At 67.4% G+C, this 25,068-nt stretch carries 9 protein-coding genes, 4 pseudogenes and 1 CRISPR repeat array; of the genes and pseudogenes, 5 read left to right on the top strand and 8 right to left on the bottom strand.

What is annotated here, in order from left to right:
* Positions 1-7: 7 nt before the first annotated feature.
* The 3 genes from casB to cas3 all read right to left on the bottom strand — a co-directional run bounded on the left by casB (position 8) and on the right by cas3 (position 5,375).
* Positions 8-688 (bottom strand): type I-E CRISPR-associated protein Cse2/CasB, encoded by a 681-nt coding sequence (gene casB, locus AGRA3207_RS36600; protein WP_273699970.1) that lies wholly within the window; start codon positions 686-688, stop codon positions 8-10.
* Positions 689-720: 32 nt separating this feature from the next.
* The gene (gene casA, locus AGRA3207_RS36595; RefSeq protein ID WP_231331903.1) at positions 721-2,262 is read right to left on the bottom strand and encodes a type I-E CRISPR-associated protein Cse1/CasA; all 1,542 of its coding nucleotides are present in this window, start codon (positions 2,260-2,262) and stop codon (positions 721-723) included.
* Positions 2,263-2,525: 263 nt separating this feature from the next.
* Complete coding sequence (gene cas3, locus AGRA3207_RS36590; protein WP_231331901.1) at positions 2,526-5,375, bottom strand: CRISPR-associated helicase Cas3'; 2,850 nt, start codon at positions 5,373-5,375, stop codon at positions 2,526-2,528.
* A 196-nt stretch (positions 5,376-5,571) separates the two neighbouring features.
* A CRISPR array of direct repeats spans positions 5,572-7,918; the repeat unit is 29 nt; unit sequence GTTCTCCCCGCGCGGGCGGGGGTGGTCCG.
* 319 nt (positions 7,919-8,237) lie between these two features.
* Here cas3 and AGRA3207_RS36585 point away from each other — a divergent pair.
* A complete protein-coding gene (locus tag AGRA3207_RS36585) occupies positions 8,238-9,011 on the top strand; it encodes a transposase family protein (protein WP_231331900.1) in 774 nt (257 codons plus the stop codon).
* Between the two features lie 45 nt (positions 9,012-9,056).
* On the opposite strand, the gene AGRA3207_RS36580 is transcribed toward AGRA3207_RS36585, so the two are convergent.
* Entirely contained in the window at positions 9,057-9,908 is an 852-nt protein-coding gene (locus tag AGRA3207_RS36580; RefSeq protein WP_231331899.1) for a hypothetical protein, read from the bottom strand.
* A gap of 983 nt (positions 9,909-10,891) precedes the next feature.
* Positions 10,892-11,299, bottom strand: a pseudogene (locus tag AGRA3207_RS36575) (transposase); the annotation flags it as partial.
* A gap of 41 nt (positions 11,300-11,340) precedes the next feature.
* Between AGRA3207_RS36575 and AGRA3207_RS36570 the strand changes: the two are divergent.
* Together AGRA3207_RS36570 and AGRA3207_RS36565 are read left to right on the top strand one after the other, a co-directional pair.
* Positions 11,341-12,553: pseudogene (locus AGRA3207_RS36570) on the top strand (ISL3 family transposase); the annotation flags it as partial.
* A 297-nt stretch (positions 12,554-12,850) separates the two neighbouring features.
* On the top strand, positions 12,851-16,480 hold the full coding sequence (locus AGRA3207_RS36565) for a protein kinase domain-containing protein (protein ID WP_231331898.1): 3,630 nt from the start codon (positions 12,851-12,853) through the stop codon (positions 16,478-16,480).
* A gap of 147 nt (positions 16,481-16,627) precedes the next feature.
* On the opposite strand, the pseudogene AGRA3207_RS40410 reads toward AGRA3207_RS36565, so the two are convergent.
* The 3 genes and pseudogenes from AGRA3207_RS40410 to AGRA3207_RS36550 form a co-directional block, all read right to left on the bottom strand.
* Positions 16,628-16,848 (bottom strand): annotated as a pseudogene (locus tag AGRA3207_RS40410) (IS481 family transposase); the annotation flags it as partial.
* A 12-nt stretch (positions 16,849-16,860) separates the two neighbouring features.
* Positions 16,861-17,394, bottom strand: a pseudogene (locus AGRA3207_RS36555) (IS3 family transposase); the annotation flags it as partial.
* A 23-nt stretch (positions 17,395-17,417) separates the two neighbouring features.
* A complete protein-coding gene (locus AGRA3207_RS36550) occupies positions 17,418-17,744 on the bottom strand; it encodes a transposase (RefSeq protein WP_231331897.1) in 327 nt (108 codons plus the stop codon).
* Positions 17,745-18,621: 877 nt separating this feature from the next.
* Between AGRA3207_RS36550 and AGRA3207_RS36545 the strand changes: the two genes are divergently transcribed.
* Positions 18,622-20,010 (top strand): pentapeptide repeat-containing protein, encoded by a 1,389-nt coding sequence (locus AGRA3207_RS36545; protein WP_231331896.1) that lies wholly within the window; start codon positions 18,622-18,624, stop codon positions 20,008-20,010.
* A 674-nt stretch (positions 20,011-20,684) separates the two neighbouring features.
* A complete protein-coding gene (locus AGRA3207_RS36540; protein WP_231331895.1) occupies positions 20,685-24,752 on the top strand; it encodes a helix-turn-helix domain-containing protein in 4,068 nt (1,355 codons plus the stop codon).
* Positions 24,753-25,068: the final 316 nt, after the last annotated feature.

The raw sequence follows: 25,068 nt of genomic DNA, 5'->3' as shown, positions 1-25,068 counted from the left end.
CTCAGGGCTATTCGGCGGCGGGCGCGTCGTGGTCGGCGCGGTCGGCCTGCTCGGCGGCCTGCTGCTCGGCCGCGGCCCGGGTGCGGTAGTACGACTGCAGCCAGCGGCGCGTGATCTGGTCGCGGTATCTGTCCCACCAGTACAGATCGGACAGCAGCTGCGTCCAGTCCACTGCCGATGGGCGGTCGGCCAGGACGCGGACGGCGGCGGGCAGGTGCCGGTGCACACCATCGACGCTTTGCCGGGTGAGCAGGCTCAAGCGTGCTTCGGCGGTGTTCTCCCGCAGCACGCCGCGCTGGACGCCTTCGGCGAGGCACTGACCGAAGTTGCGTCGATGGACCGCGCCGTTGTTTTCAGGCCCGGCGGCGCCCTCGGCGTCGTCCGCGGGACCATTCTCGGCAGCGGCGCGAGCCCCGGCCGTCTCCGGTTCGCTGTTGCGGGCCTGGGGCGGGAGCGCGGCGATCATGGCGGCGACGGCGTAGTAGGCGCGTTCGCCGTCCGGGCCGCCCCGCGGAACCCGCGCGGCGATGACCTGGTGCATCCGGGGACAGCCGTCCAAGGGGCGTCCCAGTCCGCTGCGGAGTGCGGCTCGTTTGCCGGGGTCCTCGCACAGGCTGAAGACGGTGGAGACAAAATCAGCGGCTTGGGTCACGGTGCTGGCGGCTCTCGATGAAGTGGGAGTGTTCATGGTCTTCCTGCCAGGGATCCGACGGGTCGGCGTCAGCTCCGCCGCTTGGGCTTGGCTGCGGGCTTGCGGCGGCCACCGTGCAGCTCGATGCGGGCCTGCTCCACGGCCCGGGCGTTGCGGGCGTCGCGAACGTGTTGCTGGGTGACCTCGTCGAACACGGTCGTAGCCGCATGCAGGAACGGCTTCCAGGAGTCGGTGTAGTTCTCGCAGCGCATCCGGTCCCAGAAGATGTCCTCAGCCTGCGGCCAGTACGCGGCCGCGGCATGCTCGGCCCACGCGCAGTCGCCGACCTTGTCCTTGTTGACCAGGGCCCAGGCGCGCTTGGCCGCATACTCCAGGCGCCGCCCGTACAGCTCCCCGAACATGCGCAGGTCCCCGATCCGGCGCGCGAGGACGTGATCGCTCTCCTGGATTCCAAACAGCAGCGGCGGCGTGGACGCCGACACGAACTGCACGTCCTTGGTCTTGCCGTCCTGTTCAAAGCCCAGCGCCCGCGCCTTGAACAATCCCGGCCCCAGTTCGTCAAGGGTGTCGAAGGCCTCGGGAGACTGCGGCTGGGCGGTGCCGGTGGTCTTGAGCTTGAGCAGCCCGTCCAGGTCGCGCCACAGGCCCCGGTTCGCGTCGGCCGGCCGCGCGTACGGGTTGCCCTGCTTGCTGATCTGGTGGATCAGATACGCATCATTGGTCGAAGGCTGCTTGCCGCGCCGGCCCCAGGTGATGAAGGCATCGGTCACCTTTTCCCCGCTGTCGTCGGGCACCAGCAGCACCGCGTGCTGCCAGCCGCCCGTCAGCCGGCTCCTCGGCCCCGGATAGGGAACGGGTTGCCGCGGAGGCGCCAGGGGGTCGGGGAGTTCGGGCAGTTCCCACGGGCACAGGTCGTCGCCTTCACGCAGCGTGCGCGGCGGGAGCGTCAGCCCCGCCAGCAGCGTCTCCAGCAAGGTCGCGCCCTCGGGATGGTAGGAGAGACTGGAACGCAGCGGCCCGGCCGACACATTGGCCTCAGTGACCAATGCGTGCGTGCGGGTGGCACACCGGCCCGACGGCCCGTAGTAGAGCCACACCACCAGCGCGGCGAACGCTTCCAGGGCCGGGGCCGGTACCGGTGCAGCCTCCCAGTGATGCCCGAACCACACCGGGTTGTTACCTGCCGGACGGCCAAGCACCAGCTTGTTCACTCCGGCACTTTTCGGAGACACCTGGGGGTCGGCCAGCCGCGGATCCTGAAGGAACGGGCGCACCGGGTCGAACAGATCCAGCCGCCCGGACATCTCCTCGAAGTACCGGTCGACCGCGGCCGGGTCCAGCGGGCGGCCGGCAAGGGCCGCCCGGCGGTCCAGCCAGTCCTCCTCGTGCCCGCCCACGACCTCCAGCCCCGTAATCCGCGACGTCATCGCATACAGCAGCCGGTACATCCCCGACAGGAACGGCGGCGGAGTGAGCGTCAGCGCCTCGATCTCATGGGCGTGAACCAACAGATCACGCAGGCCCACCCGCGGCGGACGCTCCGGCGAAGGCTCCAGCCAGCAGACATCGGCCCACTGTCGTTCAGCCAGATCAAAGCTGGCTCTGCTCAACACACACCCTCCCTTTCTCGCCGAACAACCGCCCGGCAAACTGCACCTGGCCACCGAGCCGGAATGTCATCTCGATCGGTCGCAACATTGCTGCGACGCCGCGGCCATCAGTGCCACAGGAAAGGCCGCGAGATTTGTTTGCCGCTGCCGCGTCCCGGCGAAGCTGCGGTGAGCCAACAACTGCACGGGGGCAGCCGGGCAGCTGCTCCGTTACCGGTTTCCTCACGAGCGGACGGGCCACTCAGGATTTCCGGAGTATCGAGTCATACAGCCTCAGCAGCCCCGCGGGAACCATTGTCTCGGATAGCGCTAGTCAGGCCACTCGATCGGGTGTACTCGACGGCCCCTGACCGGACTTGGCCACCCCACCGGCCATCGAAATCAAGACGCATCGGCAGCTGAGCCCAGCCGGCCAGGACCGAATTCTCCTGCCAGGCAGGCGGCGTGGGCAGAAGGTCGGCGTCGCCTTCGACCCATTTCCCCGGAACGGGAATCATGTGACGGGCGATCAGCCGGGCCTCATCGGCACTCACCCTTACCGTGCCCCTCATCCCAGGCACGGGGACATCGCCCTGCTCATCCAGCGTCCACCGGCCCGATTCCTGCTCATAAACGCACACCAGCCGCGCCGAATCGGCCCCCAGCCGGGTCGTGATCAACGACTCGTCGACCCCGGCCTTGGCATTGCTCATCTCCCACAGGTCGTTCAGCAAACGGTTGTCCGGCGACTCGATCTTGACCAGCGCGGACAGCTGGCCCTGGGCCGCCTGCCCGGCCAGTCGCTCGCCATCGGCGCGCCTGATCGCCTCCGCCGTCGCCTCATCCACGTTCGCGACTGCGGCGAAGTCGGCGGCATAGACCGCATCGACCAGTTCCTGCACGGCGCCGGGCACCGCGACCACGCCCCCACCTCGGTCATGCAAGAGCCGGCTGGTGCGGCGCAGCAGGGACTCGTCGTAGACACCGCCCCAGGTATCGGGGACGGCGAAGGCTCCGTCGTCCCCCACCGGATCCAGCACCACGATCCGCGGATCACGGCTGATCCATTCCGGCCGCCGCGCTTGATGCAGGTCGTGGCCGGTTCCCCGGTGCCGCTGGCACCGGCCCGCACGCTGCAACAACAGCGCCATCGGAGCCAGGTCCGTGATGAGCAGGTCGAAGTCCAGGTCCAGAGACTGCTCGATGATCTGCGTGGACACCAGCACCGTCCTCGGCCGAGTGCCCGTCTTACCGAAATCGGCCTCGCACCCAGCTGTGATGTCGGCGCGGTCACCGGCCCGGAAACGAGAGTGCAGCAACCGCAGCTCCGGCGGGCACTCACCCTCCGCCCGCAGCCGGGAGAACCAGCCCGCCAGGTGCCGGTAGGTCTCCTGCGCCTCCTTGACGGTGGTACAGCACACCAGCACGCAGCCCCGGTCACTGTCCACAACCGGTTTCAGCAACTCCCGGAGCACGCCGATCCGGTGCCCCGAACCCTCTGCGCCCTCGCCCCGCCGCACCGGTACGACCTCGAAAGCCAGCTCACGCTCGCGCTCACTGGGCACCGCCCGCGGCTCGCACACCTGGCCGGTGACCGCGTCAGCGAACAACCATCCCGGATAACACGGCCGTAGCTGCGACCCGGCATCATGACCGCCACCGCGCAGATAGGCCTCCACCAACGATCTCGCAGACGAACCGGTGAGCGTCGCCGACAGCAACACCACGGGCGCCTTCAACGCCCCCAGCCACTCCAGCAACCGCACCAAAAGCCCGTGCATCCACACGTCGTAGGCGTGAACCTCGTCAAAGACCACGACCTTGCCCGCCAAGGCAAGCAGCCGCAACACGTTGTACTTCACCGGCAGCACCCCGGCCAGTGCCTGGTCGATGGTGAAGGTGCTCAACGGCGCCAGCAGGCCACGCCGGCTGGAATGCAGCCACTGCGACGCCTCCAGATCGGCGACCACCCACCCGGCATCCGCAGCCGACACCGCCGCATCGCCTGCGGCGTCCTTAGACAGCCACGCCATGCTGTGCACCCGCGTCAACGCAGCATCCCCCAGCAGCGCCCTGCCGACGAACTCCGCCACCCGCTTGTGCATCGCATCGGTCGTGGCCATCGTCGGAAGGCAGAACCCGAGACCTCCGGCCCCGCAAGCCCGCGCCAGAACACTCGCCGCGTACAGCGCCACCTCGGTCTTGCCCTCACCTGGCGGCGCAGTCACCAGCAGCACCCCGGGCCCCCGCACCATCTTGGGCAGATCGTCCGCCACGGACGCCTGCAGCGGATTGGGCTCGAAGGGGAACAGCTCGCCGAACTCCCGCTCACCGAACCGGGCCTCCCCCAGCCCGGCCGCCCGGACCACTCCGGGCGCCTCGGCTACCGCACGCTCCCAATGAGCACGCAACCCCGCTTCTCCAGCCGCCCAGCCAGGAACGGGCAGCCGAGCACAGATGAACTCCTCCTGGCTCGCCAGCCAATCGGCGACGATCACGATTCCCAGCACCATGACCCCCACCGGGACAGTCAGCCGGCCCGTCAGAGGCTCATACGCGCCGGTCAGCTCCTGGAGAACCCCGGCATGCGCCGCACGCTGCCGCCGCCAAGCCCCCTCCCCGAGCCCATCCCTGCGCGGATCACGAAGCTCATCACGCTCCAAGGCCGGGCAGAAACGCCCATGATGGCCACCGAGCAACTGGGCGATCTGATGAGCCACGTCCCGGCGCGCTCTCGCGTCCGCCGGATATCCCAGCCCGCGGAAAATTTCGACCAGCACCCACTGCGTCACCTCGCTGTGCCGTAACCCAGCAACCGACTCGTTCCCCTCCCCGCCATACTCCGGCGCCCGAGCCAGCAACTTCCGGTAAAGATCATCGACGACAGCTTGAAATGACGGAGAGATCTTCCCGACATCATGCAGGCCAGCCCAGAAGCAAACCAGTCTGCGCATCTCAGCCCTGGCAGGCACACCGCCGGGACCCGAACCATCCCGCAGAACCGCGAGCTCCCCGATCCAGGCATCCCATAAGGCACCCGCGATCGCCGCAGTATCGATCAGATGACAGATCACCGGATACGGCGACGGAAGCCCCCGGCGCTTACCCCACAGACGAGCATCCACAGCCGCCATTGGCTGAGACTCCCGATCACCATGTGCCATGAAAACGACCTCGCTCCGTCTACTCACCGTGCGCAGCCACTCAACCACACCCCACCGACAGGACCAGCGCGATCCACGTAGGCTCACCCCATGCGCGACAGCCGTCGGCTCTGGAAGCACTCATCTCAAAACGGTAACGACCCTGCATCGCCCCAGGTCACGAAGTGTTCTCCCCGCGCGGGCGGGGGTGGTCCGGGTGAATCCAGGTGTCCGTGATGTCGAACGGGGGTTCTCCCCGCGCGGGCGGGGGTGGTCCGAGGTGGGATGGCGGGTCAGTGCGGCGGGGATTGTTCTCCCCGCGCGGGCGGGGGTGGTCCGGCGATGCCCGACGCGGTGCCCAGCGTCAGCGCGTTCTCCCCGCGCGGGCGGGGGTGGTCCGAGACCCGCCCAGGTGATCACGTAGTACAGGATGTTCTCCCCGCGCGGGCGGGGGTGGTCCGGTGAGGGTCGTGACGCCGCCGGACGAGGACTTGTTCTCCCCGCGCGGGCGGGGGTGGTCCGAGGTCCGCCCAGGGCTGCAGGGCGGTCTCCGCGTTCTCCCCGCGCGGGCGGGGGTGGTCCGCCAGTCGCGGAGCTATCAGCAGTCGACCAGGTGTTCTCCCCGCGCGGGCGGGGGTGGTCCGACTGAGGACGCGGTGAAGGCCGTCCAGGCGTGGTTCTCCCCGCGCGGGCGGGGGTGGTCCGCCGGGTCTGTTCGGGACGCTGACGGCGGAACAGTTCTCCCCGCGCGGGCGGGGGTGGTCCCCGATGAGCAGGCCGAGTGTGGCGATGCCGAGCGTTCTCCCCGCGCGGGCGGGGGTGGTCCTCTGGCGTTCCGTCCAGTTGATGTACTGGATGCGTTCTCCCCGCGCGGGCGGGGGTGGTCCGGAAGCGGACCGGGCAGCGAACTCCTGCCGCTGGTTCTCCCCGCGCGGGCGGGGGTGGTCCGCGAGGTGAACTCCCGCCTCCCGCCACGGTCCGGTTCTCCCCGCGCGGGCGGGGGTGGTCCGGCCGCCTTCGCGGGTGGCGCGCACACGAAAGGGTTCTCCCCGCGCGGGCGGGGGTGGTCCGCGCCTACGGTCCTGGCTCAAGGCGGCGTACGGGTTCTCCCCGCGCGGGCGGGGGTGGTCCGTCCACGGCCGCCCAGACGGGCGCGTCGTCGACGTTCTCCCCGCGCGGGCGGGGGTGGTCCGCGCCTGGCCGACGTCTACGGCACCCGCGCCGCGTTCTCCCCGCGCGGGCGGGGGTGGTCCGATCGCCTTGGCCTTGTCGGCAGCCTCGGCAGCGTTCTCCCCGCGCGGGCGGGGGTGGTCCGACCGACGGGTCCAGGGTGGTTCTTGAGGACGGGTTCTCCCCGCGCGGGCGGGGGTGGTCCGTGGCGGCGGTCACCGGGTCTCCTCGTCGATCCGTTCTCCCCGCGCGGGCGGGGGTGGTCCGCCGCCGGAGCACCTGGTTGACGCGTTTGTCGGGTTCTCCCCGCGCGGGCGGGGGTGGTCCGGCCATGGACGCGCGGCTCGTCAGTACCGGCGAGTTCTCCCCGCGCGGGCGGGGGTGGTCCGCGCTCGGCGCGCTCCTCCTCGTCCTCCAGGTCGTTCTCCCCGCGCGGGCGGGGGTGGTCCGGCGATCCTCGTCATCCGGGGTGACCGCGCCGTGTTCTCCCCGCGCGGGCGGGGGTGGTCCGCTGGACATTGCCTCTAACCCCGCACTGGCGGAGTTCTCCCCGCGCGGGCGGGGGTGGTCCGGCGGTCGCTGCCCTCAGCCGCCTTCTGGGTGTTCTCCCCGCGCGGGCGGGGGTGGTCCGGTGGCCATCGCGGTCACCGTGATCGATCTGCCGTTCTCTCCGCGCGGGCGGGGGTGGTCCGCCCGCCAAGGTCGCGGCGCGCGGCCAGGACGCGTTCTCCCCGCGCGGGCGGGGGTGGTCCAGTAGAGGCGCCTGTAAACCAGGGTGTACCAAGGTTCTCCCCGCGCGGGCGGGGGTGGTCCGCGATTCGTCGGCCCGGCGAACCCGGGCGAAGAGTTCTCCCCGCGCGGGCGGGGGTGGTCCGCGGGGGCCTTTGCCCTGGCAGCGCCAGTTCGCGTTCTCCCCGCGCGGGCGGGGGTGGTCCGCGGTCGCCGGTGGGATCCTGCTGGGCGTCGGGGTTCTCCCCGCGCGGGCGGGGGTGGTCCAGGTCTCGGCGTACTTCACTGTCAGGCCCAGGGTGCCCTCCCCGCGCGGGCGGGGGTGGTCCGTGCCTATGGAGCCTTTACGGGGAGAGGGCGCAGTTCTCCCCGCGCGGGCGGGGGTGGTCCGTCCGCCGCCGCTCGTGCGGCCGTCGCTGCAAAGTTCTCCCCGCGCGGGCAGGGGTGGTCCGTCGTCGCCACCTTGAAGGTGTTCGTCGCCGAGGTTCTCCCCGCGCGGGCGGGGGTGGTCCGAGCTGGGGACGTCCACGTGATCTCCCCGCTGAGTTCTCCCCGCGCGGGCGGGGGTGGTCCGTTAGTTGGTGAGGTCCTCATCCCTCGGCCCCGGTTCTCCCCGCGCGGGCGGGAGTGGTTCGAGGTCAGCGTACGGCCGCCACTCGTCCCGGTAGTTCTCCCCGCGCGGGCGGGGTGGTCCGCCGGTATGCGGCGCCTCGATGATCTTCCCCGCGTTCTCCCCGCGCGGGCGGGGGTGGTCCGAGCGACCCGGCGCGGCGGGCCCGGTTGGCGGAGTTCTCCCCGCGCGCGGGGGTGGTCCGGCAACCCAATGAGCCCTTTTCCATCCTGGGCGGGTTGGTCACGAGCTGGATGCGGATCGCCGGTTGTGATCGCCAGCTAGCGAAGCTCCCAGTAGATGCGGAGTCGACCAAGACTCGACCGCACCCACCAGGAGCTTCAGTGCTGCTCTATCGCGCTGCGCTGGATCTGTCGCCCGCCTACCGCAGATACGTGGCCCACCTCCTCCGCGCTCACCGCCGCCGCCGGATCGGCTCGCGCTGGCGGGCGCTGCCGTCCAAGCGCCAGGCCCTGCTGATCCCGGTGCACTTGCGCCGCAACGAGACCTTCCCCGCCCTGGCCGCCGCGTTCGGCGCCGGGCCGGCGACCGCCCACCGCTACGTCACCGAAGTGATCGAGTTGCTCGCCGCCCCGGCGCCCGGCCTGCGCACCGCGATGCGCATCGCGACACGCAAGGCGTTGGTGACCCTGGACGGCACCCTGGTGCCGACCGACCGGCTCACAGGCGCCGACGACCGGCGCATCCACTCCGGCAAACACCGGCGGCACGGCGTGAACGCCCAGTTCCCCACCGACCCACACGGCCGCCTGATCCGGGCCTCGGCAACATCGCCCGGCTCCAACCACGACCTGACCGCCACCCGCGTCCACGGCATCATCGACGCCCTCACCGGCCGGGCGATCGCCTGCTACGCCGACAAGACCTGCAGCGGTGCCGGCGGCGCGATCCGCACGCCCTACCGCCGCCCCAAAGGCGGCAAGCCCAGCAAACGCAAGAAGCTGTTCAACCACCACCACGCCAAAATCCGCCCACTGGGCGAACAGGGCGCCGCCACCCTCAAACGCCGGCACATCCTCCGCCACGCCCGCTGCTCACCAGCCCGGCTGACCGCCATCGTCCAGGCGATTCTCGCACTGCACCATCACACCAACTGAGCTTGGAAAGAGCTCAGTAGTTACGGGACAGCCCATAGGCCGGACCTACTCGCCCCACGCCGATGTTTGTTGTTCTGTGGTGAGCAACAGGTAGTCGATCATGAAGTAGGGGATCGAGTAGTCGTTGTCCACGTCCTGGCTGATGCTGAAGATCTGCCGCTGCCTTGGCCCCAGCCCTTCCAGAAGAAACGTTTGTGCGGCCAGGCGACCCGTGAGTAGGCCGGACTGCGTATGATCAAGGATTCGTGACGATCTCGCCCTTGCCACCGAAGATTCGGCCACCATCAGTATCGCCTCATGGGATCCGTCGGATCTAACCATCAGTTCGAAAATTTCTATTGCGGTCTCGCGCAGCAAGGAAATCAAATCCGGATCCACGCCGACAGATCTCGGATTCTTCTTAAGCTGGCCAAGGCACCAGGAGAGGCGCCGCTCAACTCGCCGATAATCTTCATGAGTGGCGAAATCGAGCGCAGAGGCGGATCCTTCAATGTGGCTGCGAAGTTCGCCAAGATGCTGCTGGCATATATCGATGTATTCTTGATACCTCGGCAGATTCTCCTCTAAGGTCGAACTGCTACTCCCAACAAACACGAGCCGCATAACGTCGACGAATGTTTCACATGCGCGCCGGGCGAGCGCCCTATAGGCAAAGTCCCATTGCCATCGCTGATGCCTACTCACTAGGCGTTCAATCACGAGTATGGCGATTGCAATCTCCAGCGAGACTCCAGCAAGTTCGGCGATTAGATTAGGTATCATATCGCCGCCATAGAGCACTATTCCCAAGGTCGACCATAAGATAACGAGAGAACATGCGACGGTTCCGGAGGCGACAAGAATATGCCTGCTTGGCCAGCGGCTCATGTGCATTCCCAGCGCTTCATCGGCGGTCACCTCTCTGACGCAGAGCCATAGGCTCTCGTTCCAATGATCTTCCTTCGATCATTAGCAACCCTGGATAGGCTAGTCCGCAGACTTGCGGATGCTCCGCATGCCGAGGCTTACAATGGGTTTGCTGGTAGCGGCATCGTACACGGCCTGAAGCTTCTGGTTCGCAGAGGCGAGGGTTGTTTCGATGGTGGCGACTCTGCCGAGCGGGCCACCGGCCCGCCTGCAGACCTGCGCGGCCAGATCGAGTTCCTCACTGTGCACGAGCAGCCCGCGCCGGACCCACCGGCGAGGGGATGACCGTCCTGCCGGAGGTCACCACCAGGCCTGAGAACCGACCTCGATCCGCCTCCTGCTGAGCAGAGGACCGGTGACCAGCACCGGCGGCCAGGACTACGGCACCCACCGGGGCCTGATACGACGGACGGCTACGCACGCGCAGACGTTGGCGAGCAGAACGCCGTCCGGCTGCCTAATGTGACCTGTGCTGCTGCAAGCCACCCGCGCCAGCACCGCCGCCGCCTCTGGCGACTTCAGTTCGCTTCGTCCTCGCCCTCGCGCTCGGCATCACCGCATCTTGCCAGAGTTTGCCCCCCACCGGTTTCAGCGGTTCACCGGCGCGCGGCCCGTGACATGCCTATTAGCAGCATCCCAACACCTCCCCGGAGTTGGCGACTGAACAGTGGCCGAAAGGCCGCACACCCGCCGCCCGTTCTGGTAACCCGAGTGGCCGCCAAGCAGCTCAAACGCACCTCCTCTGCTCGCACATTGCTCGCACAAACGGCCCCACAGCACGCCCCACCAGCCCCCTTCAACGACCACAACGGCCGCTGCGGGTGGCCCCCTGACCAGTGCAAAAACAACTGGACGTATGAACCGCAACCTACACCCAACTATCCGGAGCACACTCCTAAAGCGGGTGTCACAGCTAGAAGCCCAACTTCTCTGTGAGGGAGTGTCCAGTTTCCGGTGTAACTCGATCTGTGGGTCTAGCGGCGGTTGATGGACAGGCGGCCTTCGAAGGCGATGTCGAAGGCGTTGAGGGCGGGTTTCCAGCGGCTGATCCAGCGTTTCTGGCCTTTGCCGGTGGGGTCCAGGCTCATCACGGCGAGGTAGACGCACTTCAGGGCGGCCTGCTCGTTGGGGAAGTGCCCGCGGGCCTTGACCGCGCGGCGGATGCGGGCGTTCACCGACTCGATGGCGTTGGTGGAGCAGACCACCCGTCTGATCTCGATGTCGAACTGCAAGAACGGGACGAACTCGGCCCAGGCGTTCTCCCACAGCCGCACGATCGCCGGGTAGCATCCGCCCCAGGTCTCGGCGAACTCCAGGAACCGGTCCCCGGCGGCCTCGGCGGTGGGCGCGGTGTAGACCGGCTTGAGGGCCTTGGCGAATGCCGCTGCTCTCTGCTGGGCGCCAGCTAGCTAGCGCCCAGCAGAGGCTCACCGCCCAGGTCGGGGTGGTGGTGCGGGAGTTGGCCGGCCGGGCCGGCGCTCGGATACTGGCCGCGCTGGCAGCGCCGATCTCCCCTCACACCGCACTGCGAGCCCTGTCGCGGATCCCGTTACCGATGGTCGCGGCGCCACGGGTGCTGGGCGTGGACGACTTCTCCCTGCGACGCTCCAGGACCTGCGCCACCGTTTTGATCGACGCCGAGACCCGCCGGCGTGGCGATGTCCTGCCCGACCGCAGATCCGGCACCCTCGCAGTGTGGTTGCGCGAGCATCCGGGCGTGCAGGTCGTCTGCCGGGACGGTGCCGCGGGCTACGCCGACGCCGTGCACCAGGCCCTGCCCGACGCCCTGCAGGCCGGGGACCGGTGGCACATCTGGCACAACCTCGCCCAAGCCGCCGGCAAGGAGGTCACGGTCCACAGCGGCTGCTGGGCCAGCGCCTCCCGGGTGCGCAACCTCGACGGCGCAAAGACCACCACCCTCGCCCGGTGGCAGCAGGTCCATGACCTGCTCGATGCGGGCGTTGGCCTGCTGGAATGCGCCCGGCGGCTGAACCTGGCCCTGAACACCGTCAAACGCCACGCACGGGCCGACAAGCCCGAGCAGGTGCGGCGGGCGCCCCACTACCGTCCCGCGCTTGTCGATCCCCACCGCGAATACCTGCGCAAACGCCGGGCTGCGGACCCCGCGGTTTCTGTCCTGCAGCTCCTGCGCGAGATCCGCGAACGCGGCTACACCGGCAGCCAGAACCTCCTCTACCGCTACATCACCCAGGGCCGTGTCCAGGACGACCGCCCCGCCCTGTCACCCCGCAGGCTCGCCCGGCTCCTACTCACACGCCCCGAGGCCCTCAGACCCGACCAGCAGGGAACTCCTCACCACGACCACCAGCGCCTGCCCGGAGATGAACAACCTCGCCGCGCTGGTTCCCAGCCTCGCCCGGCTCCTGATCCCCGCCGTCGACAACGCCGACCGGCTACAAGAGTGGATAACCACCGCCGACGAGGCGAACCTGCCCCACGTGCACTCGTTCACCCGCGGTCTGCGACTCGACCAAGCCGCTGTTCACACCGCCCTAACCAGCGAATACCACAACGGCGGCACCCAAGGCGTCAACACCAAGAACAAACTGATCAACAGACAGATGCACGGCCGAACAGGCCTCCACCTACTACGCCACCGCATCCTCCTCCGATAGCCACACCCTCCGCCACCACCGAAAGTGCGACAGAGCCGGAAACTGGACAGACCCCCCGTTGGACCGGCTGCTCCCCGGGCTCATCCGCAACGACGGTGTCGGTCACCTGACGTCTTTTTGATCATCGGGTCCGCCGTTCATTAGGTACTCCCGGGGCAGCGCACCGCGTCTCAGGCTGCGGGCAGGGCCACGCACGGACCCTGCAGCCTTGGAAGGAAGAGGGCTCGGAGAGGTCTCATCGGGTATCCCGGGATTCGGGCCTACCGCCGTTGGGCGCTGGCATTGTGGAATGAGTGCGTGAGGGCTTCGGAGAGGGTAAGTGCGCTCGAGTACGTCGGTCCGTACGTGCTTGAGCGGCGTCTCGGGTCGGGTGCGCAGGGAGTCGTCTATGAGGCCTATCGCCGCCAGGATCGGCAGCGAGTCGCGCTGAAGCTGCTCCCGGGGGAGAGCCATGACATTAAAGGGTTGGAGGGTGAGGCGCGAGCGCTCAAGCGGGTTCCATCGTTCTGTACCGCCCGAGTCCTGGATGTGGATCTCAAGGGGCCCCGGCCGTATATCGCCAGCGAGTACGTAGAGGGCCTCAACCTTGCTCAGGCGGTACTTGGGTTCGGCGCCGGCGGCCGGTATCGACCGGGGGCCAGGCTGTCGGGCGACGATCTTTACCACCTCGCCGTGGGAACCGCGACCGCGCTCACAGCTATCCACGGGGTCCAGGTGGTGCACCGCGATTTCAAGCCCGACAACATCTTGCTCGGACCGGACGGCCCGCGAGTCATCGATTTCGGGGTCTCACGCATCCTGCTGACGCATTCGGGCACGGAGTTCCCCTTCGCAGGCACACCCGGCTACATCGCACCTGAGCTCTATCAGGGAAACCGGGGCGGGCCTGCCGCGGATGTTTTCGCCTGGGGCGCGGTCATCTTCTTCGCCGCCACAGGATGCAAGGCGTTCGACGTCCCGCGTACCCCCAACGGCGATGTATGGATGGCGCGCCATCCGCCTGATTTGACAGGCCTCCCCCGGGCCCTACGGGGGCTGGTTACGGCGTCGCTCGCGGTGGCCAGGCGCGACCGTCCGCTGGCCAAGGAGGTGCTTTCCTACCTGATCGGGGAAACCGAGACCGATCCGGCCAGGCTTCTGGCTGCGGGAAAGGCCGTCGCCGAGCCGTTGCTCCACCGCTGGCAGCCGGTGAACCCGACGCTGGAGGTCATCGCTGAGCAGGCGTACGAGCGCCTTCGACCCGAGGATCGGGCCATGGCTCACCAAGTTCTGCTGCGCTTCATCGCGATCGGCGAACGCAATGAGATCGCTATCCGCCGGGTCCCGGCAGAGGAACTGGAGCTGGGCCAAGAAGCACCGGGCGCCGTCCACCGGATCTTGCGGGAGTTCGATCAGCTGGTGTCCTCGCGCGACGGGGAGGTGGTTCTGGCCAGGCCCGCCCTGCCGCATGCCTGGGAGCGGATGCATACCTGGATCAAGTCCGATCTGCAGGGCCTGCATGTGCATGCGCAGCTGAGGTCGGCCGCACGCGCTTGGCGGCAGCATGGCCGACAACCCTCAGACGTCCTCGGTGGAACCGCGTTCCGGCAGGCTTTGGAGTGGGCATCCGCACCGGGCCGACTGACCACGGCGGCGGAACGCCAGTTCCTGGATGCGTGCGCCCAGGTCCAGATCGCCATCGCCCGGCGAAACCGGATCGTCGCCGCCGTCATGGCGGTCCTGCTGGTCATCATTGCGGGCGCGGCCGCATGGGCGTTCCGGGAGCAGAACGAGTCCGGACGACAACGCGATCGAGCCGTGGCCGGGCAGCGGGCGGCCACATCACGGGCACTGGCGGCCCGAGGCGAGCTGCTCAAAGACGCAGAACCTGCCACTGCCGCGCGTCTGGCGGCCACGGCCTGGGGAGTCAGCCCCACAGACGAGGCCCGCGCGGCCGTCGACGGGCTGCTGGCCGCACCGTTCCGCGGCGAGAGCCGGGACCACACCAAGCGAGTGGTCGACGTGGCCGTCTCCCCTGACGGCCGCCTGGTGGCTTCAGCGAGCTTTGACGGTACCGTGCGCGTCTGGAACAGAGTGACAGGCGAACATGTGATCGCATTGCGCGGCGATGCGTTCTTCGACGTTGCGTTCAGCCCCGACGGGCGCACCCTAGGTGCGGCCGCCACCACGATCAGGCTGTGGGATGTGGCGACACGCCGGGAGCTGCCCGACAAGATCCCCGGTTCTTCAAGGGTCGTCTTCAGTCCCGACGGGAGAATGCTCGCCACAGGTGGTGCCAAGGTTACGCTGTGGGATCTCCGCTCGCGCACCGCGGTTCGCAGCCTTCCCGCAGGCGCCGGGACGGGGACGTTGGTGTTCAGTCCTGACAGTCGGATCTTCGCTTCGGGCGGTTCCCCAGTGCGCTTGTGGAGCACCGCGACCGGCCAGCGGCTCAACACCTCACCCGCGGATGTGCTGAACGGCGAAGTCGCGTTCTTGCCTGATGGAAAGCACGTTGTCCTGCTCGGGCAGCCCGATGCAGCCATCAACGATCCGGAACTTCACGGGGACAAGGCCGGGATCTGGATCTTGGATTCCACCACCCACGACATCACAGGCCCCTTCTTCCCGCCGAATACCGCCAACGCCCTCACGCTGGCCGTAAGCCCCGATGGCTCTACAATCGCCACGGGCGATGAGAAAGGAAAACTTTACTTGTGGGACACCGCCACCGCGCAGCCTCTGGGTGATCCCATCAAGGCACACGGCGAGTTCATCACCGGCTTGGCGTTCACGTCCGATGGATCAACGGTGGTCAGCAGTTCCTACGACACCGTCGTCAGGGCCTGGAACGCGAAGGTGCGACGCCCGGTCGGACCGGCAATCCAGGAAGCGGGGATAGCCGATATGACAGCACTGACGAGCGATTCAATCCTGACAATAACCCAGGGTGGCCAACTGAAGACCTGGGACGGACCCAAGGGCGCCGTCAAAACGGCCGCCCTTCCACAACCACATCTGGACGCCATCGAACTGATGGCTGTGAGCCCGGACCAGCGGACCCTCGCAACCGGGTCATCCCCTGGTGCCACGTCCACGATCTTCCAACTATGGGATCTTCCGTCTCGACGCCCCCTGACAGGATCGATCACCGTACCTAACGCTGCCCGTTTCGGAGCGATGGCGTTCTCTCCGGACAGTCGCCATCTCGCTACAGTTGGCTGGGGCGGCGGACTCACTATCTGGGACGCACGGACTGGGAAGCGAACCGCAGGGCCCCTTGGCCGCAGCAAATCCTACCTCGCCTACAGTGCAGACGGCCATACGATCGCCACCGCCAACGGCATCGACCTGCCCACCGGCAACCACACCTACGACCTCACGATCCACCTATGGGACACGCGAACCGGCCGAGAAAGGACGCCAGCGTTAACAGGGCACACAGGCCAACTGACCGGTCTCGCCTTCAGCCCCGACGGCGCCACCCTCGCCTCCTCCGCGGTCGACGGAACCGTGCGGCTTTGGAATGTCACCTCCGGAAAACAGACCGGCAACTCCCTCACCACATCCACAGTGCCCGTCACCGCCATGGCCTTCGACCGAAACGGGCGGACCCTGGCAGTCGCTACCGCAATCACCGCCGCGAGCTCAGTCCAACTCTGGGATCTCCCCACACGCCACCCACTCGGCCCCCCGCTCCATGAGCCCACCGACTACGACACCCGGCTTACTTTCACCACATCGGGCGACCTCGTCTCACTCAGCTACGACGATCCAGACGAGACCGATACCGATACCGCCACAGACCCTCCGTTTTCCCTGCGCTACTGGAAGACCCAACGCCTAGCCGACCCAATCACCGAAATCTGCCGCATCAACGGTTCACTCAACTCAAAAGAATGGGATCAGTACATCGACAGTCAGCCCTACCAGAAAGCCTGCCCATAACTCCACCTTTCGTACCCGCCATGCAACCGGGCACGTCCCAGCTAAAGACCGTCCCGTAACGCCAGGCATTCAAGATCGTTGATCTTGGCGCAGAGCAAGTGCCGATCCTGGGCTCGTAGCAGGTGTTGCGGGCCCCGTGCGGCGGGCGGTGGCCTCTCGGTTGCGGTCGCTCTCGAGGCGGCCGAGGTAGCACCAGCTGCTGCAGTCGGGGATGTTGCCGAGTTTCTTGACATGGATGTGCAGCATCGCGCTAGGCCGGTCGTTTCGTAGCGACGGACCGGTTCGCCGGTGACGCGGTCGATGTGCGACAGCCGGTTGAGCCCAAGTTGCGAGCCGACGTCGCTGTGGTGCACCAGCCCGGGTCCGACCGGGCGGCCGGTGCGGTCGCGCCGCCATAGCGCCATGTCGAGGGCGTCCAGGACCAGCCGGGTCTGTTTGGTGGTGGCCGCGGCCCAGCCGGCGATGGCGCGGGAGAACACATCGACCACGAACGCCACGTACACGATGCCGGCGAAGGTGGCCACGTGCGTGAAGTCGGCCACCCATCGCCGATTCGGCGCGGACGCGGTGAAGTCCCGGGCGAGCAGGTCGGCGGCCCGTTGGTGTCGGTCGTCGGGCACGGTGGTGCGGATGCAGCGGCCGCGCCGGGCGCCCTGCAGGCCCAGCTCGCGCATCAACCGCTCCACCGTGCAGCGGGCGACCCGACACCCGTCGCGGCGCAGCTGGTGCCAGACCTTACGGGCCCCGTAGACGCCGTAGCTGGCGGCGTGGACCCGGGTGATCTCGGCCTTGAGCCACTCGTCCCGGACCGCCCGGCTCCAGGGCGGGCGGGAACGGGCAGCGTAGTAGGCGGACGGTGCGATCGCCGCGCCGTGCTCGCGCAGCACGCGGCAGATCGGCTCGACTCCGAACACCTGCTTGAAGGCGTCGATGAACGCTATGAGAACCGCTGTGGCCGGTCGAGCCCGGCCGCGAAGAAACCCGCCGCGGCCTTGAGGATCTCGTTGGCGCGCTTGAGTTCGGCGTTCTCTCGGCGCAGCCGCTTGATCTCGGCGGCCTCCTCGGTCGTGGTCCCCGCCCGCTGACCGGTATCGACCTCGGCCTGGCGGACCCAATTCCGCAGCGTTTCGGGCGAGCGGATGCCCAGCTTCACCGCCACCGCCCGCAACGCGGCGGTCTCGGTGTCGTAGTCCGCACGGACCTCGGTGACCATCCGCACCGCGCGGTTACGCAACTCGAGGGGATAGGGGGACAGACGTGCCATGACTCGATCCTCTCCAAGCAATCGAGCCTCCAGCAAACCCGGGGCGCTTCACTCCTGCTGGGATAAGGCCGCCGTCCTGATCGTGATGTTCATCGCGGTTGTCTCTCTGTGGATGCAGGGGCCAGCCAAGCCCGACCACGGCCTGCTCGCCGTGCTGCTATTCGTGGCCTGCGGTGCCTGCGCGTCGGCCGCGAGATCCAGCGCCGAGCAGACACTCGGCCGACCGATACTCAACCGGCCATCCACAAACCGTCCGCCGCATACTTGACGCTTTGCCTGGCGCACGTCCTTCGCAGGACTAGCACCCTTGGACTGGGGGGACGCTGCGCCTGCCGAAATTCACGTCCGTGCTCGTAGCGCCATGGAGTCTGGCAGGCACGGGGCGCCTGGGTTACTCAGTCGCAAGACAGGCCTGCGCTACAGAAGAATACGTCCGTTGCAGGTCAAGCGGCACTCGTGTACTCGTTGAGGCTTCCGCCCAGACGTTGCATCACGCGAGGAGTATGCGTTTTCGGAGAGCGCGAAGCCTGGCCGTCCATACATCTGCAGCATGAGTAGCTTGATTTTGGTGACGATGAGCTTCCTCCACAGCACTGTGGCACCTGACCCGCGAGGCCCATACCACTGGCGACCCAGCACGCGGCAGATACCTTGCCAACGCCCAGCTGCAAGCCCTCCTATCCCCACGACAACTGAACCCGGTAACAGCCCAAAGTGGCCAACCGGCGGCAGGCCGCCCTCCGAGGCCGTTTACTGATCCACCGTGAGCGGACGAACAGGGCGCGGACTGGCACGGGCACGGCGGCACTGGACGAACACGCGGGCGCGCCGGACAGCCCGCGAGCTACAGGTCCGGCCACTGGCGGCGGGGTTCTGGATGCTGGCGGCCGCCGCAGCTGCCGCAGCGACGATCTGGCTGACCACCGCGTGGCTGCTGGATGTCGCCGACGACGCCAAGGCCGGCACCGAGCGCGCCAAGGTCCGGGTGGACGCAGTCCGCACCGGCCTGGCCGCCGGCGCCGGAGCCGGCGCCGCGACCGGGCTGATGCTGGCCTTCCGCCGCCAGCGCCACCAGGAACTGGCCACCGCACTCGGTGAACTGGACGCCGCCGAGCGACGGGTCACCGAGCTGTACAACGCCTCCGCCGAACAGCTCGGCTCGGACAAGGCCCCGGTCCGGCTCACCGCCCTGTACACCCTGGAACGCCTGGCCAATGGCAACCCCACCCACCGGCAGACCATCGTTAACATCATCTGCGCGTACTTGAGGATGCCGTTCACCCCGCTTGCCCGGCCCTCCCCGCCGGATCCCGAAAAGGAGAACCGCGAACGGGCCCGCCGCAACACTGCCCGCTACCGCGCCGCCCGCGCCCGGCGACCCGCCGCCGACGGCCCACCGGCACCCGCCGGGCTCGATCCGCACGAGGAACTCCAGGTCCGCCTCACCGCCCAGCGCCTCCTGCACGCCCACCTGCAACCCGTCGCCGATGTCCACTGGCAGGGCATCTCCCTGGACCTGAGCGGCGCCACCCTCATCGACTTCGCTTTGACACGCTGCCACCTGCATACCGCCGACCTCACCCATGCCACCCTCTCTGGAGACGCCAGATTCGGCGAGGCGACCTTCACCGGAGACGCCTGGTTCAACAGGGCGATCTTCGCCGGAAGCGCTGGCTTCGACGCCGCAACCTTCACCAGAGACGCCTGGTTCGGCGGCACGACCTTCACCGGGAATGCCCGGTTCGACCGTGCGACTTTCACCGAGAACGCCATGTTCGACGGCGCGACTTTCAACAGGAATGCCTGGTTCGTCGCCGCGACCTTCATCAGGGACGCCCTGTTCTTCAGGACGATCTTCGCCAGGAGTGCGCTGTTCCGCGGAGCGACTTTCGCCGGAGACACCAGGTTCAACGGGGCAACCTTCGCCGCGAGCGCTGGGTTCGACGCCGCGACCTTTACCAGAGACGCCTGGTTCGGCGGCACGACCTTCACCGGGGACGTTTGGTTCGACGGCACGACCTTCACCGAGAACACTATGTTCGACGGCGCAGCCTTCAGCGGGGATGCCGTCTTCGCGCAAACCGCATTCACCAGCGTTGTCACCTTGGGTGATGCGTCCTTCTCGCGCGGCGTCGATCTGGAGGCGGCGACGGTGGCCGATGCCGGGCTGGGGCATCGGGTCCCGGCGGGGTGGCGGATCGAACCGACTGAGGAAGGCGGAGGAGGGTTCGTGCGGCTGGCGGCCCCGGCACCTCCCGCCGTTTGACAACAGAACCGGCAAGCAGCCTGCCGGAAGCGCCATGGGCTCTCCTGGCGTTCAGCTCTGGGACACGTCGATCGGCCGGTCGGAGCAGGAGGCAGTCCAGCGCGTCTCGGTCATTGAGGGCGCCTTCGGCAGATGCCCCTCGGCACAGCACAGGACGGCACTGGTCCCGGCCCTGGCTGCCCGTTCTGGCATCCGCCTCCGAGGCGCTCTCGCCGCCCTGCCTACAAGAGCCGGAGGACGGCATGCTCCAACGAAGGGGAATGAGCTGCAGCCGAAGGGTGGCTCGGTGAGTCGACGGCATCGACTCCACTCTGCGGATAATGATCGACAAGTGCAAGGAAGCCCAGCGTCTCCAGGGATAACACGCGAAGTCCATCTCGGCGTGCGGCTCGGCGAGCGTCTTGAGGAGCAGCGAACGCTCTCACAACCACCTCAGACGGTAGCGAACTCCCCAGCTCGGCGCCCTCGTTGGCCAGTGTGACGGCCCATAGGTACAGGATTATCGGCCTGCCCCTGTGCTCCGCAACTGCCACGGTCGCGTGGTCGCAGCGGCCGTGGCACGAGGATAGGTAGACGACACCGGTCGGAACGCCTGCCGTGAAAACAGACGAGGATCTCATAAAATCGATTCCGTACCGATAGAATTCGTAGCATCGCCTATGCTACGGTAAAGTGTGTCGGTCTTTGGTGATGCCGTTCGTGTGGCGAGGAAAGCGCGTGGTTGGACGCAGGGCGAACTCGCGGTGAATGTCGGGGTGGCCCAGCGGACGGTCAGTAGCTGGGAACGCGGTGTGTCGGAGCCGCCAGATGACACCAAGGTGCTCGTCGCCCGGGTGCTGTCTCTTCCTTCGGGCGTCTGGCCACGGACGGCCGGCGCGGGCGGCTTTTCCGGTCGCGCACGGCTGGCTGAGTTGCCGTTCGAAACTCTCACGGCGGAGGAGTTCGAGGACTTCTCCTTGACGCTCGCGCGGCGATCTTGGCCCGGTATGAACTGCTACCGGGTCGGGAAGACGGGTCACACTCAGGGCGGCTTCGATGTCCACGTGGAAGACGGTACGAAGCTGATCGTCGGGATCCAGTGCAAGAGGGAAAGTGAGTTCGGCCCGGCCAAGGTCATCAAAGCTGATGAAGGCGTCAAGGAGCGGGCTGGCCTCAACCTGATCTTCTTGTCGCGTACGGCGACGCCGGGTGCGCAGACGGAGGCACGCATGCGAGGTTGGCAGATCTGGGACAAGAACAAGCTGTCGCATGTTGTGCACGACCTCCATCTCTCGGAGTCCGTGCCGATCGTGGACCGGTATTTCCCGTTGCTGCGTGAGAGCTTTCTCGGCGTCCTGCTACCAGGCCCCTGGCTCGATCCGTCGCAGTACTTCGGCCGGCTGGACCGCAGCGAGCGTTCGAGTCAGCGCTGGACCCTAGTCGGCAGGCAGGCATTGGTGGAGGAACTGAAGACCTTCACGGGCGGCCCGTCCGGGAGGGTGGCGGTGGTGGTGGGGCGGGGCGGCATCGGGAAGACACGGCTGGTGCGTGCCCTCTGCGACGACCTTGAGGAGACCGAGGTCGCCATCAGATTCTTGGAGCGCGACTCGACGGTAGATCGGCAGGGATTCGAGCAACTTCCGCCGGGGAGCCTGCTGCTGGTGGTCGATGACGCCCATGACGACGGCGTGCCAGTCGGCAAGGTCGTCGCAGGCATCTTCGCCGTCAACCCCAGCGCCAAAGTACTGCTAACCTCACGGCCAGACGGCGAGGCGCGGATCCGCCGGGAACTGCGCGCGGTCGGCGCCGACCTACCCGATACCCTCCGCCTGGACGTACCCGACCTCGATCGCGAAGGGGCCGAGACTCTGGCCCGCGAAATCCTCGGCGCTTCCTCAGAGTTCGCGGCACGCAGGCTGGCGCATATCGCGTGGGATTCGCCGTTCCTGCTCGTCATCGGGTGCATCGCCGTCCGTGAGGGGGTGATAGATCCTGGCAGGTTCGAAGGCGACAATGAGCTGCGCCGGGAACTGATCGGTTCCCTGGTCGACTCGATCGCCCGAGCCCCCACGGATCAGACTGACACCCGGGAGGAGGTCTTGCGCGCGGTGGCCGCGTTGCAGCCGGTGCGAACCGGGGACGGTGAATTCCGCGAGGCGCTTGCTCGCCTGACGGGCAGACCGTTCGACCAACTGCTCCCCCATCTGACGGCATGGGAGGACGTGGGGATCATGCTGCGCCGCGGACAGAGCTACCGAATCGTTCCAGACCTCCTGGGCGACGCGATCCTGGCCCGCGCCGCCCTGATGCCGCAGACGCCATCGCCGACCGGATACCTCGAACGCGTCCGCGAGGTCGCCGACGGACAGGCGCTTGTCCATCTTCTGGTCAACGCCAGTCGGGTCGACTGGCAGGAGTCCCCGCCGCGCAGAGGCCATCTGGTCGTCTCCCTGTGGGAATCATTGAGCGCGGAGTTCCGGCACGGCGATGCCGCAGCGCGCCAGGGGATCCTCAGTGTCCTCGCCAAGGTTGCCTTCTACCAGCCACGACCTGTTCTCGAGCTCGTCGAGTGGGCGATGGAGCATCCCGCTCAGAAGGCAGGACTCGACGCCGGGTTCGGGCTCTTGGTCAACGTCACCGACGAAGAGGTCCGCCAAGCGGCGGCTCCGGTCCTACGTGCGGCCGCCTACGATCTCGACGCCTTCGACCAGGCTGTCCTCCTGCTGTGGGAGTTGGCGCGCGACGACGCTCGGCTCCTGAACCGGACCCCGGACCACGGCATGCGCCTGTTGGAGGGGATCGCGGGGTTCGATCGCAGAGGCATTACCGTCTACCAGCTACGGCTACCCGCCCTCATCGAGCGGATCCTGGGCCGCCCGCGACGAACGACCGACGTCCACGAACCTTTGACGATCCTGCATCCTCTGCTCGCGGCTGATGCCCACGAGCAGACCTGGAGCCGCCACACACTGACGTACCGTCCCTTCCTCATCGACCCTGATGCCGAACCCGTTGTCGCACTGCGCGAGCAGGTCATTGACCTCGCGTTCGCGCAACTGGCCGAGGCAGAGCCACGCCGCGTGGTCGCCGCCGTCGAGACGATCGGGGCCGCGCTGTCGCCTCCCCGGGGGGGCTACGGCCTCGAGGTGACCGAGCAGATGCGCGCGCCGTGGTACAGACACTTCGCCTCGACGCTGCTGCGGCTGCGAGCGGTCCTCGGCAGCGTCGTGCTGTCTCCCGCCGTCTACGTCGTTCTACGCAAGGAGCTGGAATGGAGCGCCGAGCGCGGACCGGGTGATGTCCGCCTGGCAGCACGACAGGTCCTGGGCGGGATCCCCCGACGCCCCGAGCACGAGGTGGCCCGCGCTCTCCACAACGGCCCGGCCGATCCTCCCGCAGACCAGAAGATCCGCACCTTCCTCGATCGCCAGAACGATAAAGAGGAGGCGCTGGCAAACTGCGTGGAGGCGATCATTGATCTGGCCGACAACGAGGTGATCGATCTGATCGAACGGTCACTGCGCGATTTGAGGCTGACGTTGAACGACGACGGCCATAACGCCCACCCGTTCCTGTGGTCCCTGATCACCGCCCGCCCCGCTGTGGGCCGCATGATATGCGAGCGCGTGGCGAACGCCCCGGACGGTCCGCTGAGCCCGTTGATGCACACGGTCGTGTCGGCTCTGGCGAAGCTGGCCGATCCGTACGTCATCGGCTTGGGCCAGCACATGCTCGCCGCTGGTGATCTGGTGCTGGCGCGGAGCATCGCTCACGGGTTCGGTATACAGCGCGGCAGATCCGGTCTCCTCGAAGGAGAAACGGCACTGCTACGGGCCCTGATGCAGTACCCCGATCCCACTGGAATCGTGCAGGCGGCCACAATCGGCGCTGTGCACGCGTTCGAGGGCCGGCACCGGGAGCTTGCGGCCGAGCTGCTCACCTGCGCACCTTCCGGTCAGAAGATCGCCATGATGGACGAACTCGCGCTCATTCTCGGTCCTCACGGTTCCTTCGCCTGGAGCGACCTGGAACAGCACCACCGCGACGAGATCTTCCGCACTCTGCGTGACGTCCCCTCGTTCGATGACAGTTACCACCTCCTGGCCTTCCTCGCGCAGCGGAGCCGAGACGAGCCGATCGCCACGCTAGAGCTCCTGATAGCACGAGTTGCGAAGTCCCACGACGGCGCGAACTACCGGCCATTGCCGGACAGATGGCATGACCGGCTGCACTTCCAGGAACACGACGACTACCCCGACCTGCTCCGCCGTGTCCGTGAACGACTGGCATCATCACCGAACCTAAAACGGATGCATTACTACGGTTCCCAACTGTTCTCCGCGGTGGCCGGTTCCTTCAACGCCCAAACCCGCCAGGTCATCACCGAATACTTGGACCAACCCGACCCCATCAGGATGGAGGTCGTCGCGATAATGCTCCGCGGCGCCCCCCGCGACCTGGCTTGGGATCTGCCCTTCGTACGCTCCTGCTTCCGCGCTGCCGACGCCTGCGGCCAAGAACAACTCAGAGAAATCCAGAGCGCCCTGTTCAGATCAGTGACCGCAGGTGAGTCCTCCGCCGACCTCGGCCAGCCATTCCCTGAAGACATTGAACGCCAAAAGATTGCCCACGGACTCGCCGACCAAGCGATACCAGGCAGCCCCGAGGAAGGATTCTACCGAGCCCTCGCTCGAGACGCGGCGTCGTCGATCCGCCAGAGCCTGGCCGAGGACGACATGCCCTCAGACGATCGTGAATGGTGACGGCGGAACAGTCGTGCATTTTGGTCGCGCCGAGCCGTCAACGTACGATCAGCGGCATGAGCGGACGTCTCTTGCTGTCCGGAGTGGTCGTGGCGCCAATCCCGTGGAGACTGTCGCTGGTGGCCGCTACTGTGATCATATGGAGAGTCTGTCCACAGGGTTGCCGAGCCCGGCCCACCTCGACCCCTATGGCAGCATGAACCCAAGGTTCCTCGGCGTTGTAGATACCTGCGCCCTGCTCAGCAGCATCCGCAACGACGTCGAGCATGGCCCACAATGGCGGTCGCGCTTGCTTCGCATGACCGACGACGGAACA

The sequence above is a fragment of the Actinomadura graeca genome (assembly GCF_019175365.1).
Taxonomy (GTDB): domain Bacteria; phylum Actinomycetota; class Actinomycetes; order Streptosporangiales; family Streptosporangiaceae; genus Spirillospora; species Spirillospora graeca.
The sequence above is the reverse complement of the archived record's forward strand: the minus strand, read 5'-3'. Positions and strand labels throughout refer to the sequence as shown.